The organism is Bradyrhizobium lablabi, assembly GCF_018129385.1.
Taxonomy (GTDB): domain Bacteria; phylum Pseudomonadota; class Alphaproteobacteria; order Rhizobiales; family Xanthobacteraceae; genus Bradyrhizobium; species Bradyrhizobium lablabi_C.
This window is the reverse complement of sequence record NZ_JAFCLN010000027.1, coordinates 1-17,239: the sequence shown is the minus strand read 5'-3', so window position 1 is coordinate 17,239 and position 17,239 is coordinate 1. Positions and strand designations below refer to the sequence as shown.

Below are 17,239 nucleotides of genomic sequence, written 5' to 3'. Positions count from 1 at the left end.
GCTTATACGGGAGCGCCCCGTTTTCGTCAACGTTGCGGGTTGCCTCAGTTCCGCTTCTTCGAAAGGGCGCAATTGTGTCCAATACGCTGATTAACAGTTGTTTTAATCGGCGAACATGGCGGCTGGCCTGACGCCGCACTAGATCAGGCTTCGGACGCACATTAGCGATCCGTAATTTGACCGGTTCGGGGGCCAACCGCATCCTCTGAATCAGGATATCAAGGGCAGATATCGTGTCAGAGAACGACAATCAGCCGTCCGGTGAAGCGCCGCGGCCAAACCCGTCCGTCAGGGCGCCGCACCGGCTTGGCCTGTCCGGCAAGCTGCTGCTCCTGACCATCCCGCTGGCGATGATCGCCGGGATGCTGATCTATGTGCCCGCCATCGCCAACTTCCACGTCAACCGTCTCAACGACCGCCTCGCTGCGGCCAACACCGCCGCGCTGGTGCTGGATGCCGCGCCGCTCGGCATGGTGCCCGAATCGCTGTCGCGGCAGATCCTCACTTCAATTGGTGCGCGCGCCGTCGCGATCAAGATGGGCCAGCAGCGCCGCATGCTCGCCAGCGCCGACCTGCCGCCGAAGATCGACCGCGACATCGATCTGCGCGACATGAGCGCGTGGTCGGCGATCATGGACGCGTTCGAGGTGATGCTGGAGCGCGGCAATCAGGCGATCCGCGTCGTCGGGCCGGCGCCGGGCAGCGCACAATTCATCGAAGTCGTGATCGACGAGCAGCCGCTGCGGCAGGCGATGTATCGCTTTTCCCGCAATGTGCTGGTGGTCTCCCTGCTGATCGCGGGCATCACCTCCGCGCTCGTCTATCTCGCCCTGCATTATCTGTTCGTGCGGCCGATGCGGCGCCTCACTGCGAGTCTCGTCGGCTTCCACGAAAACCCGGAGAGTTCGGCGCACATCATCGTGCCGAGCCAGCGCGGCGACGAGATCGGCGTCGCCGAGCGCGAATTGTCGGACATGCAGCGCGACCTTGTCTCGATGCTGTCGCAGAAGAGCCGGCTCGCGGCGCTTGGTCTTGCCGTCTCCAAGATCAATCACGATCTGCGCAATTTGCTGGCGTCCTCGCAGCTATTGTCCGACCAGCTCGCCAGCGTGCCCGATCCCAGGGTGCAGCGCTTTGCGCCAAAGCTGATGCGCTCGCTCGAGCGCGCGATCGACTTCTGCCAGTCGACGCTGTCCTACGGCCGCGCGCAGGAGGCCTCGCCGGACCGCCGCATGATGCTGGTCGAGCCGGTGGCCGCCGAAGTGCGCGAATCCGCAGGGCTCGCGGCGGATGCTTCCATCACCTGGGTCAGTGCGATCGAGCGCGGGCTGACCGTCGATGCCGATCCCGACCAGCTTTTCCGCGTGCTGCTCAACCTCGTGCGCAACGCGGTACAGGCGCTGGAGAGCCGTCCGAAAAGCGATGCCGCCACGCTCCAGATCCGCATCACCGGCCGCCGCGAAGGCTCGGTCGCGATCCTGGAAGTCGCCGACACCGGCCCGGGCGTTCCGGCCAAGGCGCGCGAGCACCTGTTCGAGGCGTTCCAGAGCTCCGGCCGCCCCGGCGGCAGCGGCCTTGGCCTTGCGATCGCGGCCGAATTGGTCCGCGCCCATGGCGGGGGCATCCAGCTCGTCGAAGGCACCATCGGCGCCACCTTCCGCATCGTGATCCCCGACCGCCCGGTGGAACTTTTGAGCGTCCGGAACGAGCGACAACGGGCGTAAGGCCCAGTCGTCATTCCGGGGCATCGCGCAGCGATGAAGGCGGAATCCCGAAGCGATTTGAATGAGATTTTACCGGGCCCGCCGCACGCACCCGGTATCCCTCGAATGGGCATTTTGCCGCCACCCAGACCTTGCAAACCAGCCCGGAAGCCGGTAGCTAGGGCCCTCTTTCGCGACGTCTTCCGACCCTTTTATCGGATGCATCGGGCGTTCAAGCCCGCTACCCTCGTGAAAACGCGCCCGTAGCTCAGCTGGATAGAGCACCAGACTACGAATCTGGGGGTCAGAGGTTCGAATCCTTTCGGGCGCGCCACTTCCGCCATCCAGCACAAAACCGGGAGCACTGCTCCGCGAACCGTAATATGGAGCGGCAGGGTCACGCCGACCTGACCTCCCCGGTTGTAAGAGCGTGTGCCTCGAAGCGGCATTGAAGCGTCCTCGGTCTTCGGCGGGCCGCACTCACGCAGCAATGGGATTGAGCCAGGTCAGGCTCGGGAATCGTGCAAAGCCTCCATCGGTGAAACACAAGGTGAGCCTGTGCTCGATGGCGAGCGCTGCAAGATGTACATCCGGAACCAGATTCCCGTAGATGCCGGGAAGCGCCAGGAGTTTGCCTAGAACAGCGGCGTGGCGCTCCGTCGGCTCGGTCACCCAGACCGTTTCCGCAGATAGCCAACTCGATACCTGCTCCCATGCGACGGCCATAGAGCTCTGACGTCCAAAGGATGCCTCAGGCGCCTCAATGGCCTTCGCTCGGCGTCGCCGTGAACTCCATCTTCCGCTTGGGTGGCGACCGGTGCCGTCGTGCCGCGGGATCGAATGACGATCCCGATGACGTCGACATCGACCTTCAGCAGATCGAGCTCTCGCGTCATCTCGCGCAGCTCCTGGCCCTTGCGCGCGATTTCCTCGGAAACGTCGATCGCCATGTTGCGCTCGGTGACCCCGCCCGGGCTGCCGACGAACATTTTTGCCCTGAGCCAGTCCAGTCGCGCCCGCTGCGTATCACGCGCGAACTTCCTTTCGACGAACTGTTGCCGCGCCTCGACATAAGCCGCCAGCAACGCGACGTCGGACATTTTGTAGAGGGCGTCGGCCGAAACGCTCATCGCCGCCAACTCAAACGATTGGGTTCACGGTGGAATCGCCGGAACATATGCCGCTTTTCAAATTCGATGAGGGCGTTGCCCCCAGAATTCTTGCACTTTGCCACTCTACCAGCCGAATTGTTGTTCCTACCATACGCAAGTACCGAATCACTCCGAATCACAAAGGGAGCGGGCGATGGCGGTGAACATGGCGTTGAAGCGCGCGAAGAAAGCCCAGGCACTGGCGCGGAAGCGACGCGAAGAGGCGTTGGAGAGCAGCTTGCCCGCCCGCGTGCTTCACGCAGCCCAATTGCCTGTCCAGTATTGCTTCCTTACCGAATCGGTATTCGACGATGGCATGGGGACTTTGGTTCTGGCGCGAGGCGCTAACCCTTACCGGCTCGAACTGGCCTCGTTCCTGCTCGACGTATTCTGTCTCGGCGTCAAGGATGTGATGTTCGAATCGATCGAGGGCAAAGTCTTCGAGATGTACATGGATGCGGCCGATGCCGCATCGCCGGTTGTTGCCGTCGATCCCGGCTACGCCCGCAAGCTGTTGCGCGATCTTGTCGCTTGGTCGCATTCGATTGGTTTCGCGCCGCACCGGGACTTCGCCGCGGTGGAGCGGATATTTGGCGATGCGAACGCCGACGCAAGCGATGCGGTCTTCGAGTTTGGATGCGAAGGCCGGCCTTTTTATATTCCCGGCCCGACCGAATCCGTAACCCTGGCTCGGCGGCGGATCGAACACTTGCGAAAGGTTCTCGGCGAAGGCGCGTTCGACTTCGAACTGGCGTCCTGAGCCGGTCACATCTTGCACCGGACGCGCTCGCCGCGAAAGGCTGGCGCAGCCGGCTTTGCCTTAAGCAAGCCAGTTCTCGACCTTCAGGCCCTGGATACGTTTGAACTCGTCCGCATTGGCGGTCACCACCGTCGCGCCGGCCGTGAGGGCGTGGGCGGCAATCAACAGATCGTTGCCGCCGATTGGCATTCCTGCTGTTTCCAGCTCCGTGCGGATGGCGCCATATTCGACATCGGCGGGAACATCGAACGGCAGCACCTCGATCTCGCCCAGCAGATCCTCGACCGCATCGAGTAATCGCTTCGAGCCGCTCTTTGCGCATCCGTAGCGCAACTCGGCCGCCACGATGATGCTGGTGCAGATGTTGTCCTCGCCAATCCTGGCGATTCGTTTCGCGGCCTTGCCCTGCGGATTCCGGATCAGATCGGAAATGATGTTGGTGTCGAGCAAGTAGCGCGTCAAAGCGCCCGCTCCCGCGCCGGCGGGGGATCGTCGATCTCGGGAAACTCTTCGGCCAGAGGCTGCATCGATTTGAGAAGAGCAACCAGTCCGCGCTTGCGCACCGGTTCGATCACCAAGCGATCGCCGTCCCGGTGCATGATGGCTTCATTGCCCGGCAGTTCGAATTCGACGGGAATGCGGACTGCCTGGTTGCGCCCATTGCGAAATAATCTGACGTGCCTCTGTTCCGACATGCCGCTCTCCAATGGCATATGCCGCACACATATGCCATTCAGGCCCATCTTGCAAGCCGACTTCAACCGTTAATCCGCCATTTTCTGCGCGCCGCCGAGCAGCTTGACGTTAAGCCTGCCGCCGGTGAACAGCATGTCGTCGAGCGCCTCGTCGAGATCGGCCACTTCGACCGTCGAACCGCCGTCCCGCAAAATGCTGGCTTGCGCGATACGCCGCATCAACTCCTTGATGAAGGCGGCGCTGACGCCGCCGGTGCGGCGCACGGTTTCTTCGATGAGCGTTGCATTCAGAGATAGGCCCTTGCCGTAGAGCCGAACAAGCTTGCTGCGGCCGACCTCGTCGGGCAGCGGCACCTCGATCGCCTGGTCGATGCGGCCGGGCCGGCCGGCCAGCGCACTCTCGAGCTGCCCCGGCCGGTTGGTGGTGAGCACGAACAGGATGTCGGCGTCTTCCTTCAGCCCGTCCATCTCGTTGAGCAGCTTGTTGAGCAGCGGCTCTTCGCAGGAGCCCATCTCTTCGCGGTCGCGCGCAATCAGATCGACGTCCTCGATCACCACCATCGTCGGCTGTAGCAGCCGCGCCAGATTCATGTAGGCGCCGAGCAGGCCGATCTGCTCGGCGGTGATGATCAGTGTCGTATGCCCGGGCAGATTGGTGGCGAGGTAGCGGATCGTGTGCGTCTTGCCGGTGCCGGGCGGCCCGTAGAGCAAAATGCCCTTGCGCGTCGACTGGCCGAGCTTGCGCAGCGCCTCGCGGTTGCAGACGAAGTCCACCGCATTGCGATCGAGCAGCTTCAGTGTCTGTCCGGGTAGGACCACCTCGTCGCGTCCGACCGTCAGCAGCCGGTGCACCGTGATTCCCCGCGAGCGGCCCCGATATTCGGCTCCGCCTTCCAGCGAGAGGATCTTGCCGCGGTATGAGCGGGCGGCGTGCACCGCGGCTTCCAACTCGGCGAACGAGCGTTGCACGAGCGCATCTCCCTCGGCGCCAACAGGTACTGCCATCTCGATGCGCAGGGCGGCCTCGCGCTCGTATTCCCGATGGGAGGATACCAGTATCGCGTAGCGGAGCTCGCCGGCGCGGCAGAGCCACAATCCATTATGCAGGCATTTCACCGGCTGCGCTTCGCCGATATCCACGTCGTGATATTGCGGCGCTGCAATGGTGGGCGCGTTGCGGCCCTGCTTCCACAAGGCTGCGAATGCCAGCGTCTCGTAGCGGTACTCTTCGTGAATGCCGAAGAAGTGCAGCGGCGAGGCGAACAATTTGTCGATCGCGACCTGGACGTCGGCGCGCATGTGGCCGGGAAATTGCCGGGATCGCGTCACCAGCTGGTTCTGCGGAATTCCGGCAAAGTGCCAGTCCAGTGCCACGCAGACGAATTTGAACCGGTCGCCCGTTATCTCCTCCGACGCCTGCCTGACAACAAACAGGCAATTGTCGCACAGGCATGCCGCGGTGCCGGGAAGCTCGATTTCCTTGTTCGTCGTCGGCTCACCGCAAAGATCGCAACCGCCTTTCGCCGTCACCGCCTCGCTCGTGATCAGCAAACCGTGTCCGGCCGCATCGATACTCTGGCGTGCCGCTTCCAGAAGCGCGCTGGCGACCGGTGCAGGATAAGGACCGCAGACGACTTTCTCCGCTCCGTCCTCGAGCCGCGCGGTGAATTCGAAGGCTTCCCGCTCCGACTTGCCGAACACTGTGCACAGAAGCAGCCTGACGAACTCTATCGGGGTATCTTCGTCATCATGAATAATCAGCTTGATGGAGCCGGCATCAGCATGAATTTCGTGCATGAAAAGACCCTTGTATTACTCCAAAGAACAAAAAGAGAACATGGTCGGCAAGCCGAGTCAAGCGCTCGGCATCCAGACACGCCGCGAGCTGGCCATCACACCCCGACGCCGACCAACTGCGCCACCTTCTTGCCCCACTCGTCGTCGAAGCGCGTGCGCAGCTCTTTGGCGGCCTCCGGCGAGAGAAGCTGGTCGATAGCGGAGCTCTCCACCTTGTCTAATGGCGGGATGTCGCTGAATCCGAGGTTGGCCAGCCGCTTGCCCAAAGGCGGATGCGTCGAGTCCGGCTCCTGCTCATGCTTCTGGCTTCCGGCGGCCGCAGCCGCCGGAAGTTGGTCGGGCGCCCGGATATCTGCCAGATGACGGAAAATTCGCTGAAGCGGCGGCGTCGGCGCCCTGATTGCGCCCAGCATCTCCTTCTCCAAAGGCGTGTACACGAGATCTGACAGACGTGCGCCGCAGCCCTCCATAAGCACGAGTGCGCGTGCCATCTCGTCACGTCCGACCTGCTCCGCCGCGCCTCCATCGGCTTGAAGCTCGTTCTCGCGTGACAGCGTGAGGTATTCCTTCCAAAGCCATTCCAGCAGGGAGTGGAGGAGAGCATCGGCGATGCGCCCCGTGATCGTCCGATCCGGGTCGGCGTAGTAAAGAACGTTCTCCGACGCCGCGATGAAGTCGAACAGGTTGCTGCCTCCCGACGTATGCTGAAGCCGTGCATGCGCAACCTCATGGGCGATGACGGCGCGGATCGCGCGTTCGTCCAGAATGATCAGCAGCGGCAGGCCGACGGTCATCGTGACATGTCGCCTGAACAGCCCGGCGTAGCGGCTCTCTTCCTGGATCGACGCGTTGAAATTGGCATCGATCACGAGCGTGCGGTCCGGCCGGGCAAACGCGTGATCGAGCTCTTTCCAGATCGACCACAAGCCCGGAGCAGCCGCTTCGTCGGCCTTGAAGCTCCGATCCTTCCGGGAAGGCAGCAACAGGATTCCAAGCGCAAGTGCGATGGCGGCCGGCGTTGCGGAGAGAACGATCGGCGCCGTCGCCAGCGCAAGAATCGTATAGCGGTCGATGGCCATCAGCCAAACGACGAAAACTGCGCCGGCTACCGCCACGATGGGAAGGACTGCGTAGCGACCAAGACGCAAGATGGCCTTGAGGACGAGGCGTCTCATGGGGAATGACGGGATAACCGAAACCCGGTTCGCTTCGGCAAGAGGATACTCATGCCGCCCCGCCGGCGCCGGAAATCCGCGTCAATATTGCAATCCGATACTCGCTGGATTTTTCCGATAGCCAGATCTGTTTGCGGACAGAATTGATGTTCAGGAAAAATTCGGCGTAAGCCCAGCCATTCTGCTCCGGAAGCACAACCTTCATTCGCGCGGTGAAGCGCCCCCCGGCAGGGACGACCATCCCCCGCAACATGAGCAACTGGCAGATCACCGCGCTCTTGTCGGGCAAGGCCGGATGAGTCATCGGCTGATAGCCGAAGCATTGCTCCAGCTTGCGGAGCAGCTGAGTGGTTTGTTCGCCATGCGAGACCAACGCCATTTCCCGCGTCGGATGGCCAGGAGGAATGGTCCATTCCTGGCGTTCCTTCAAAACCGGCCCCCGACTGCCGCTCTGCCAAAGCTCGACGGCATCGGTATTGCTGCCGTCGGATAATGCGACAACGAGACCGAACCCCGCCGGATTGCCGCCTGAACCGGTTGCAGCTTTGATCCAAAGCTGCGTGTCCCATCTCCATTCCGCGATATCGAACACGTAGGCGTCGGACTCGGGGACGAATTTATCGGGGGCTCCCGCAGGGTCGGCCCCGCCCACCCAATGCGCGCCCTTAGGCAATGCCCCGTAAAGCCCCTCCGGAGTCGGCCCGTGCTTTTGTGTCTTGGGCTTCAGCCAGTCGAACAATCCCATCCCGAGCCTCCGGAAACGGCATAGATCGCCAGCGCTGGACAGAGCACACGCAACCCCGGCGTGCAAGCAGGATCAAGGGTCGGCGGCTCCTGATCTGGTGCAAGGAAGGCGCAGCGACTTCGGCGGCGTGGTCGCGATGCTCAGTTCGCCCCCGAGCCGCCCTGCACGATCTTCTCGTTCAGCTTCTGGTCGACGATGTCGACCGTGCGGTCGATCTCGGCGTTCGGCGTGCCGAGTTGATGCGAGATCAGCTTCACCAGCAAATCCACGCGTTCGATGAAGGGCGCGCCGCTCGCCACCGCGCGGGCCGCCGATGACGGCTTGAGCAGGCTCTGCGCCGCCTTGGCGTATTTCTCGAACGGCACCTGGTCCTGCGGGTCGGCGCCGAGCTGCCGGGCGATGCCGTCAACATGGTCGTAGATCGCCTGCGACTGTTTGAGGTCGCCGTGCACGGCGTCGCGGATCGACTGCGGCTCGTGCGGCGTGATGCAGCGATAATTGCCGGTCAGCAGCATCGACCACTTTGCCAGCGGCACGAACAGCGAAGAGAACACCTTCAGCTTCACTGGAACGTCCTGACCGTCGAGCTTCACCGCGTCGATATCGGCTTCCAGCTCGCGCAGCAGCGCGTTGTGTTTTTCGTCCTCGAAGGCCGACGCCTTGAAATTGGTCGGCAAGCCCACATGCAGGACGTTCGCCGCCTCTTCCGGCGGCCGGAACGCCTGCGGATCGGGCGAGCAGAGCGTCACCAGTCCCGGCTTGAAGCGCTCCCACACCGAGGCGTTGGTATAGGCTTCCTCGAGATCCATGTCGGCCAGCGAAGGGATCCGCTTCAGATACGGCAGCGGCGGCATGTTCATGATGGAGAGGCACGGCAGGCCGGCGGCCGCGATCTTCACCATCAGCACGCGCACCGTATGGTTGGTGTATTGCGGCTCCTGCATCGCGAGCGCCACCAGATCGTAGCGCTTGATGTCGACATTGCCGGGCTCGGTGGCGTCCAGCTTGCCCGGCAAGTCCCGCGAAAAGATCGCGCGGTGCACCGCCTCGTCGCGCAGCTTGATGCGAACCTCGGTGCCGTCGCGGTTGATGAGCTCGGCCGTCTTCTTGCGGCAGACCAGGGTCACCTTGTGACCGGCCATCAGAAGCTTGGTCCCCAGCAGGGAGCCGTACGAGGCCCCAAGGATCAGAATGTTGCGCGCCATGCTCTCTCTTTCACAGACGATGTCTGGATTTCCCTAAAAGGCGGGCGTGTCTATCGCATGTCGGCTGGCATGACAACATCTGGTATACCAGAAAAGGAACCGGGAGTAGGGCGGCGCGTTGAGGAAAACTCCCCGGCTAACGCTGGCCAACCCGGACATCCAGGCGATCACTGCTCACGACGTCACCCATCCTCATCCCCGGCGACACCGTCTGGCGAAGATGCAAGGCAAACCGCATCGCGGTGCTGAACGATGCTGCCGAATATTTTGCGGCGCTGAGGGCAGCGCTCCTGCTCGCGGAGCGGCAGGTGGAAATCATCGGATGGGACATCCATAGCGAAACATGCCTGGTGGGTTCTTCAGGTCAGGCTGACGACGGATTTCCCATCGCGCTCGGGCCGTTTCTCAAGGCGCTGCTCGCGGCCAAGCCCGCGTTGCGCATCAACATCCTGTCCTGGAATTTCGCAGCGCTCTATGCCGCCGAACGCGAATGGAATTCACTGGACAAGTTCACCGCAGGAAGCGATGGGCGCATCCGCTTCTGCCTCGATGACAGCCTTCCGCTCGGCTCGGCGCAGCACCAGAAGATCGTCGTCATCGACAATGCGGTGGCTTTTTCGGGCGGCCTCGATCTTACGGTGCGCCGCTGGGACACCAGCGAGCATCGCGCCAGCCATCCGCTCCGTATCGATCACCACGGCGCGCCCTATGCGCCCTTTCACGACGTTCAATGCATGGTCGACGGCGAGGCGGCGGTCGCGCTGGGCGAGATCGTCCGCGCAAGGTGGGAAGCCGCAGGCTGCACGCCGCTGCATGGCGAGCCGGCCCGCGGGGATCGCTGGCCGGCCTCGGTTGCGGTTCAGGCGCGCGACGTCACGACCGGCATCGCCAGAACCGAGGTGGCAACCGTTGCCCGGCCCGCGGTAACCGAAATTTTCCGGCTGTTCAAAGCCTCGATCGGAAAGGCAAACCGGCTGATCTACATCGAGAACCAGTTCACCAGCGCCGCGGACATCGCGCGCACGCTCGCGCAGCGGATGGTCGACGTGCCCTCGCTGAAAGTTCTGATCGTCACGCCACGGTCGCATTCGTCCTGGTTTGAATCGCAAGCCATGCAGGGCGGCCGTGGCGGCTTTGTCGTGCCGTTCGTGTCCGCCGGCGTAACCGACAGGTTGCGTATTCTCTATCCTTCGACGACTGAACCAGAGTCCGGCCCGGCCGCTATCATGGTCCACAGCAAGGTCATGATGGTCGACGACGATTTCTTGCGGATAGGTTCGGCCAACATCAATAACCGCTCAATGGGCGCCGATTCCGAATGCGATCTCGCTTTCGAGGCCGCCTCCGAACAGCACCGCGAATTCATCCGCGGCGTCCGCCGCCGGCTGATCGGCCATTTTTGCGGGGTTGACGAGCAGGAGATCGCAGCCGACGAGCATGATCTGCTCGGCTTCGTCGATCGCCACGCCGCATCCGGCGCCGCCAAAACGCTCCTTCCGATCGAGCCGGAAAACGCCTCGATCCGCGCCATGACCGAAATCGTGCAGCCGATCGCCGACCCGAAGCGGCCGCTCAATCTCACGCATGCGGCGAAGAAGATGTGGACGGTGCGGACCGTGCTGGCGATATCTGCGATCGTCGCATCGCTCGTCGGCCTCGCGTTGGCGTGGCAATATACCGGCCTGAAATCCTACGCCGATATCGGCTTTATGACCGGCGTCTTCTCGCGCGAGGCGCAATCGCAATTTGCCCCGCTGTATGCGGTAGCGGCGTTCGTACTGGGCGGGCTGGTGGTGTTTCCCGTGCTGGTGCTCATTGCCGCCACCGCGGCGGCGCTCGGCCCCTGGCTCGGCTTTGTAAGCGCCATCGCCGGCGTCACGCTCAGTTCGCTGCTGTTGTTCATGATCGGCCGTTTTCTCGGACACCGGCGGCTGCAATCGCTGCTGGGCAAGCGCGCGCTGCGTGTTCAAAACCGCATCGTCGGCAAGGGAATCGTCGCCGTCGCGCTGATCCGGATGGTGCCGATCGCCCCGTTCTCGCTCGTCAACGTGCTCGCTGGAGCAAGTCAGTTGAGCCTGCGCGATTTTATGGTCGGCACCCTGCTCGGAATGTCGCCCGGCATCATCACGATGGCGGCGCTCGGCGCGCAGATCGCGGATTTTGCCCGCAACGCATCCTGGTCGAGCGCGCTGCTGCTGGGCCTGATCATCGTGGCCTGGATCGGCGTCTGCCTCGGTGCGCAGTTTGTCGTGACATGGCTCGCGGGGCGCGGCCGGTGATGGAAACGATCCGTGTCATGACGTGGAACGTGCATGGCACGTTCCATCTCAATCCCGACTTCGATCTCGAAGGCGTCAGCGCTACAATCGAAAAATGGTCGCCCGATGTCGTCGCCTTGCAGGAGGTCGATTCGCGCGGCCGCACCGACGATCCCTTTGCGAAACTCGCCGAAGTGGTGGGCCAGCATCGCGCCGAAGCGCGATCGATCGTCACCCGGGATGGCGGCTACGGCCAGGTGCTGCTCAGCAAATTTCCATTCGCGGCCAAGCCGGTGATCACGGACGTCTCCTATCAGGAACGGGAGCCGCGCCGCGCGATCACCGCGCGCATCGATACGCCGATCGGTGAGGTCACTGTCGTGGCCACGCATCTGGGCCTCTCCGTCCACGAGCGCCATGCGCAGGCGCGGGCGATCGCCGAACTGGTCGATAATCCCTGCACGATCGTGGTCGGCGACTTCAACGACTGGTTCTGGGTGAAAACCGTGCGGCGTGCGCTGGCTGGCCGCTGCCCGGTGCGTACGCGGCTGCGCACGTTTCCGTCGCGGCTGCCGATCCTTCGGCTCGATCGCATTTACGTCACCGAGCGCGGCGACATCCTGAAGGCATGGACCGACAGGGAGGCGAGGGCCTATTCGGACCATCTGCCCGTCATCGCCGACATCGCGTTTTCCCGGGTTGCCGGCCCCGTCCCTCGTTGCAACGGCAGCATTGCTCCGCGCCCAGCGGATTCAGCCGAACAGCAATAGGCCGCCGGCCAGGAAGATCGCCAGCGTCCAGATGAGATCAACGTTGAGCCACGCGCGGCGGAGGACTTCGAGTCCGATCCATTCATACACCGCGACCGCAATCGCCGTGGTGACGATCAGCATTGCCACGGTGTGAACCGCAATCGCGAGCAGGGCAGTCGGTAATGCGCCGCCGGCAAATGGCTCCGGCCCTCCCGAAAAACAAAGCGGCATCAGCACCGGCCATAGCATCAGGCCGGCGCCGTGCGCGCTGGCCATGAGGAACGACCACACGGCAAGCCCCGCCAGTCCCGCCTGCATGCCGGTGCGCACGCGATGCCGGTGCCCGTAGCGCCAATAATAAAGTGCCCAGCCGATCAGGATCAGGCCGGCGCCGATGCGGACGGCACGCAGGTCGATCGCAAGGCCCGCCAGCACGAAGGCGCCGGCCAGAACCGCAATCGAGAACGCGTGGCCCAATGCAATGGGCAGCGGCGAAAGCCACACCATGCGCCGGCTGTGGCGATGAAGCCCCAGCGCAACGGCGAACAGCCAGCCCATCGCGGGGTTGAGGCCGTGAAACGCCCCAAGGCCGGCGAGTGCGAGCCAGGGCCAGACAATTGGCCAGACTTCGTTCTGGGCACTCACCGGTCAAGGCCGTGTGCGTTCACGTCGGCGCCGTTTGCTCACGGATAGCAATAGGAGTCCGACGAGCAGTCACCGCCCTCGAGGCGCACCTGGTGCGGCCGGTGCGAGGCCGGCCAATCGACAAAGAACTTTGGATCGAAGGCGATACCGCCCTTCGGATCGGCATCGAGCTTGACCATCCATCCCTCGATGCCATCAGGGTAGAATTGCGGATCGATGGCGCCGTACAGCGAATTGGTGAAGTAGACGCGCCTCCCGTCGCGGCTGATCTCCACCATCTGCGGCCCGCCGCTGAGTCCGCCGTTCTTGGCGCCGGGATGCGTTGCCTTCGACACGATGCCGCCGATGCGCACCTTGCCGGTCAGTTTTGGCTTGAACGGATCGGAGACGTCGTATTGCTGGAGGTCGCCGGTGCCCCAGCACGCGACATAGAGGAACCTGTCGTCCATCGACAGGTCGATGTCGGTGACCAGCGGCGGGCAGGCCTTGAACCCCTTGAGCACGGGAGGAAGATCATCCTCGCTGGCGGGTTCGGCCGGGATCTCGATCACTTTCTTCACCGCCCATTTGTCGCCGTCGCGGTACCAGGTCCAGATCGAGGATGAGAGATTCTCCAGGCTGATCACGCAGTTGACGAAGCCATAGGCATTGATCGGGTTGTGCGCCGGCCGCAGCTCAAAGACGAGCTGATATTTGTCGCCGAAGTCGATCGTCTGTAGGTGCTTGCGCTTGTGCAGATCCCAGAAATGCAGCCGCCGGCCGTATCTGGCGCCAAGCAAAACCTCCGGGATCAGCCCGTTCTCGAACGTGTCGGGCGTACCCCACTCGCTGGTGACCAGCGTGTCGTGGCCAAGATGCCACCAGGCGTCATAGGCGAAATATTGCGGGCCGCGGTCCATCTCCCACTGGCCGCGCACGTCAAAGCTCTCGTGATCCATCAGGAAGATGCCGCCCGGTCCCTTGCCCTCGCGGTTGCCGAGCGCGGCGACGTAAATTCCTTCCGGGCCACAATGCACCGTGTGCGGACGCGTGTAGCCCGCCTTGTCGGCGACCTCCTCCGGCTCGATCACCTTGACGATTTTGGGCGCCCGCGGGTCGGGCTTCGTGTCGAGGATGTGAATGCGCGAGGATCGCAAGCCCGGCACCACCAGATAGCGGCGCTCGACATGCGGATGCGGCGCATTGGGACACAGGCAGGAGGAGCAGGCGTTCCAGCCGAAATGATGCAACTCATCGCCGGCATTCGGCATCGCCGTCGTATGTATGATCTTTGAATAGGAACTTGACGCAGGATCGACATCGACAACCGCGATCGCGTCGGGCGTCTTGCGGTCCGGATCGAACGCGGCGACGTAAGCCACGGTTTCCGGCGCGGCCTTCGCAGCCATGCGCGGGGAAGGGTAGAAGCTGGGGTCGGGTTTCCAGTTTGCCATGCGGTGCTCCCGGTTTTGATCCGTCGAACAACGAGAACCGCGGTCGCCCCAAAGTAGCTGCAAAGGCCGCGGAGCATTTCATCGGGCAGTCTTCCCCGGCACGATCTTAGCCGAACGCGGGGTATCGCGGAGGAAAAATTGCCGTGTCGGCGATTTGCGCCCGCCGGCTCTGCAAGTTGCTGGCACTGCTCAAGTAAGGCCGCGGCTAGCTCACGCGGCCGTCGTATCGATCGAGCGGCGTATGGTCCGCCGCACCTCCGCATTCGACAAAAACAGATCGTGGTTGATGATCCCCCAACCTTCCTCGGAAGCGTCGGTCACGCGCACCCCGAGCCGTTCGATGGCGGCCTTCTCGGCGGCGCCAACCCGCGTCATTCCCCCGGCGAGTTTCCCCGACAGCGCCAGCGCGCGATCGTTCGTCGCGGCGATGACGGTGATCTTGCGGGTGAGGGGACCGATGCGGGTGATCGAGGCCGAGAACACGTCCATGTCGATGTCGGGCGCGGCGAACACCACGGAGCCGATCCTGTCCGCGACGCTGTCGCCATATCGCGCATGGAACTGACGCAGGCCTTCGAGCGTCAGCATGGTTCCCATGCTGTGCGCAACGATGTGGACTCGACCGCCGCCCGGCGCCGCGACGATGGAATTGAGCATGCGCTCGAATTGATCGCGCGACCACATCGCGCTGTCGCGGTCATAAGCGTAGTCGAACAGCCCGGCCTTGGAGGGCCACGAGAACACCACCGTCCGGCCGCGGAACCTGATGCCATCGGAGAGGCGCGCGGCATCGAGCGCCGCCGTTTCGAAGGTCTGCTTGAAACCGTGCACGTAGATCAGGATGTCGCCTCCGCCGCCGGCTTGCGCCAAGAGGTCGCTGACCTCGCCCGGCACGGGCTCAACTGCATCAAGGCTCCAATCGCCAAGTCCGACGGCGGTGAGAGTGAGGCGGCCATCGCCGGGCGGCACCAGCTTCGCCCGCGCAACAGTCATTGCAGAAGCCCGCTCCGGACCGAACCAGGGCTTGGCTCGCCCGCCGTTCACCCGCTTGCGTGTGGTTGCGACGATTAATGAGGGATCACCTGCGAGCGACGAACCATCGAAGCTCGTGCCTGTCGCGGCCATACCGGCGCATCCGCCAAGCGTGAGCACGCTGCCTGTGGAGGCAAGCCCGCGCAGGAACCCACGGCGGGATACATTCGTCGCATGTTGCAGCAAACGTTGGACGATCACATGGAACCTTCGGGAACACTGTCATGTTGAACGCCCCGGCTCGTTCCTTGAGAGAGAATGGCGGCGAGAAGAGGGCGGGCGAACCCACCCGACGCAGCCGTGATCGCATCACGAGTTCGAACAGAAGCACAACGCGCATGGATACGATCCGAAACCCGCCGTCGGCTGAGTGGTCGCGGGCGGCTGTCTCCGGCGGCCGGTTCCTGACGATCAAGTTCTTGACGGCGAGCGGTGCCTCACCCGATCTCGATCGCGACCTTCCCGAAATGCGCACCGCTCGCCATGTGGGCGAATGCGGCCTTTGCCTCCTCGAACGCAAACGTCCGGTCCACTACCGGCCTCATCCGGTTGGCGGCGATCGCGTTTGCCATTGCCTGAAGATCCTCGACCGAGCCGACGGTGACGCCCTGCAGCCGCTGCTGCTGCATCACCATCAGCGGCAGGCGGGATTCGGAATCGGGCTTGCCCGCCAGCACGCCGATGAAGGCGATGGTGCCGCCGATCCTGACGGCGCGGATCGATTCGTTCAGCGTGCCGACGCCGCCGACTTCGACGACGAGGTCGACGCCGATGCCGGTCTGCTGCCGCACGAGTTTGCCCCATTCCGGATTGGTCTTGTAGTTGATGGTGATGTCGGCGCCGAGCTGCTTCAGCCGCTCGATCTTGGCATCGCTGGATGACGTCGCGATCACGCGCGCGCCGCTCATCTTTGCAAATTGCAGCGCGAACAGCGAAACGCCGCCCGAGCCCTGCGTCAGCACCGTCTGTCCCGGCCTGATGTTGCCCAGCTTCACCACCGCGCTCCACGCCGTCAGCCCGGCGCACGGCAACGAGGCCGCTTCGACATCGCGCAGATGTTCGGGCGTACGTACCACCGCGGCCGCCGGCCATACCCGGTATTCGCACAGCACGCCGTCGAGCGCGCCGCCGAGATTGCTGCGCATTTTGGCTTCGCTCGGCTCGCCCCCCAACCAGCCCTCGAAAAAGCTGCCGGTCACCCGATCACCAGGCTTGAAGGCCGCCACGCCGGCGCCGACGCTTTCGACTACGCCCGCGCCATCGGACAGTGGAATCAGCGGAAACTTTTGCCGCGAACCGTAGCCGCCCTTCACCGTCAGCAAATCGCGGTAATTGATCGTCGCTGCCTTCAGCTTCACCAGCACCTGGCCGGGACCCGGCACCGGCACAGGCTTTTCCACCAGCTTCATGTCGTCGAATCCGGCGGGTCCCTGTAATTCCCAGGCTTTCAATTTGTTTTCTCCCTGCGGCGCACACGCGTCATTTGAATGCAGGCTAGCGGATTTGTGGTTGACGGGTAAGCAGTCAGCCATGTGTTGGGGAGCCACACCCTCCGCCCTCATCCTGAGGAGCGCGCTCTTGCGCGCGTCTCGAAGGACGGCCGCGGACGAGACAGGGCCTGCATGGTTCGAAACGGCGCTTGCGCGCCTCCTCACCATGAGGGGAGAGAGCCGGTGGTGTGACAAATTCAACACGACGGGCAAATCAGCAAAAACCTGTCCAGACCGCCGTGCAAAAATATTTCACTTGCTAATTCGGAAAACCCGAAATATAAGTTTCGTCACCTCATCCCCGAGGAGGGGCGTTGGCCATCGCCACCAAACGTTGGGATGGGATGCGGTGGACGCGCTTGTTCAGCAGACGACTGAGCAAGGGCGTACGGCGAAGT

At 63.3% G+C, this 17,239-nt stretch carries 16 protein-coding genes and 1 tRNA gene; 5 read left to right on the top strand and 12 right to left on the bottom strand.

Features of this window, described 5'->3' with window-relative positions; genetic code table 11:
- Positions 1-233 precede the first annotated feature (233 nt).
- Together JQ628_RS31750 and JQ628_RS31745 are read left to right on the top strand one after the other, a co-directional pair.
- Positions 234-1,724 (top strand): ATP-binding protein, encoded by a 1,491-nt coding sequence (locus JQ628_RS31750; protein ID WP_212229784.1) that lies wholly within the window; start codon positions 234-236, stop codon positions 1,722-1,724.
- A 236-nt stretch (positions 1,725-1,960) separates the two neighbouring features.
- Positions 1,961-2,037, top strand: a tRNA-Arg gene (locus tag JQ628_RS31745).
- 146 nt (positions 2,038-2,183) lie between these two features.
- Here JQ628_RS31745 and JQ628_RS31740 read toward each other — a convergent pair.
- Both JQ628_RS31740 and JQ628_RS31735 read right to left on the bottom strand, forming a co-directional pair.
- A complete protein-coding gene (locus tag JQ628_RS31740; RefSeq protein ID WP_212229782.1) occupies positions 2,184-2,375 on the bottom strand; it encodes a hypothetical protein in 192 nt (63 codons plus the stop codon).
- Positions 2,372-2,833 carry a hypothetical protein gene (locus tag JQ628_RS31735; protein ID WP_212229780.1) on the bottom strand — a complete coding sequence of 154 codons (462 nt, stop codon included), beginning with the start codon at positions 2,831-2,833 and terminating at the stop codon, positions 2,372-2,374. Before JQ628_RS31735 ends, JQ628_RS31740 begins: the two co-directional genes overlap by 4 nt.
- A gap of 175 nt (positions 2,834-3,008) precedes the next feature.
- On the opposite strand from JQ628_RS31735, the gene JQ628_RS31730 reads away from it, so the two are divergent.
- Entirely contained in the window at positions 3,009-3,614 is a 606-nt protein-coding gene (locus tag JQ628_RS31730; RefSeq protein WP_212229778.1) for a hypothetical protein, read from the top strand.
- A gap of 60 nt (positions 3,615-3,674) precedes the next feature.
- Here JQ628_RS31730 and JQ628_RS31725 read toward each other — a convergent pair whose 3' ends face one another.
- From JQ628_RS31725 to JQ628_RS31700, 6 genes are all read right to left on the bottom strand, one after another.
- Positions 3,675-4,076, bottom strand: coding sequence for a type II toxin-antitoxin system VapC family toxin (locus tag JQ628_RS31725; RefSeq protein ID WP_212229777.1), 402 nt, complete (start codon positions 4,074-4,076; stop codon positions 3,675-3,677).
- Positions 4,073-4,309 (bottom strand): antitoxin, encoded by a 237-nt coding sequence (locus JQ628_RS31720; protein ID WP_212229959.1) that lies wholly within the window; start codon positions 4,307-4,309, stop codon positions 4,073-4,075. The genes JQ628_RS31725 and JQ628_RS31720 overlap by 4 nt, the downstream gene beginning before the upstream one ends.
- 69 nt (positions 4,310-4,378) lie before the next feature.
- On the bottom strand, positions 4,379-6,106 hold the full coding sequence (locus tag JQ628_RS31715) for an ATP-dependent Clp protease adaptor ClpS (RefSeq protein ID WP_212229775.1): 1,728 nt from the start codon (positions 6,104-6,106) through the stop codon (positions 4,379-4,381).
- Between the two features lie 95 nt (positions 6,107-6,201).
- The gene (locus JQ628_RS31710; RefSeq protein WP_212229773.1) at positions 6,202-7,281 is read right to left on the bottom strand and encodes a M48 family metalloprotease; all 1,080 of its coding nucleotides are present in this window, start codon (positions 7,279-7,281) and stop codon (positions 6,202-6,204) included.
- A 49-nt stretch (positions 7,282-7,330) separates the two neighbouring features.
- On the bottom strand, positions 7,331-8,026 hold the full coding sequence (locus JQ628_RS31705) for a hypothetical protein (protein WP_212229771.1): 696 nt from the start codon (positions 8,024-8,026) through the stop codon (positions 7,331-7,333).
- Between the two features lie 140 nt (positions 8,027-8,166).
- On the bottom strand, positions 8,167-9,231 hold the full coding sequence (locus JQ628_RS31700) for a ketopantoate reductase family protein (RefSeq protein WP_212229769.1): 1,065 nt from the start codon (positions 9,229-9,231) through the stop codon (positions 8,167-8,169).
- A 242-nt stretch (positions 9,232-9,473) separates the two neighbouring features.
- Between JQ628_RS31700 and JQ628_RS31695 the strand changes: the two genes are divergently transcribed.
- Positions 9,474-11,510 (top strand): VTT domain-containing protein, encoded by a 2,037-nt coding sequence (locus JQ628_RS31695; protein ID WP_349628149.1) that lies wholly within the window; start codon positions 9,474-9,476, stop codon positions 11,508-11,510.
- 17 nt (positions 11,511-11,527) lie between these two features.
- The gene (locus tag JQ628_RS31690) at positions 11,528-12,259 is read left to right on the top strand and encodes an endonuclease/exonuclease/phosphatase family protein (protein ID WP_249128668.1); all 732 of its coding nucleotides are present in this window, start codon (positions 11,528-11,530) and stop codon (positions 12,257-12,259) included.
- On the opposite strand, the gene JQ628_RS31685 is transcribed toward JQ628_RS31690, so the two are convergent.
- The 4 genes from JQ628_RS31685 to JQ628_RS31670 form a co-directional block, all read right to left on the bottom strand.
- Positions 12,242-12,886: a hypothetical protein gene (locus tag JQ628_RS31685; protein ID WP_349628148.1), complete on the bottom strand. Its 645-nt coding sequence runs from the start codon at positions 12,884-12,886 to the stop codon at positions 12,242-12,244. The two genes, JQ628_RS31690 and JQ628_RS31685, sit on opposite strands and share 18 nt — an antisense overlap.
- Positions 12,887-12,924: 38 nt before the next feature.
- Positions 12,925-14,319, bottom strand: coding sequence for a selenium-binding family protein (locus JQ628_RS31680; RefSeq protein WP_212229765.1), 1,395 nt, complete (start codon positions 14,317-14,319; stop codon positions 12,925-12,927).
- Between the two features lie 210 nt (positions 14,320-14,529).
- The gene (locus tag JQ628_RS31675; RefSeq protein ID WP_212229763.1) at positions 14,530-15,552 is read right to left on the bottom strand and encodes an alpha/beta hydrolase; all 1,023 of its coding nucleotides are present in this window, start codon (positions 15,550-15,552) and stop codon (positions 14,530-14,532) included.
- A 236-nt stretch (positions 15,553-15,788) separates the two neighbouring features.
- Positions 15,789-16,802, bottom strand: coding sequence for a zinc-dependent alcohol dehydrogenase family protein (locus tag JQ628_RS31670; protein WP_212229755.1), 1,014 nt, complete (start codon positions 16,800-16,802; stop codon positions 15,789-15,791).
- Positions 16,803-17,239: the final 437 nt, after the last annotated feature.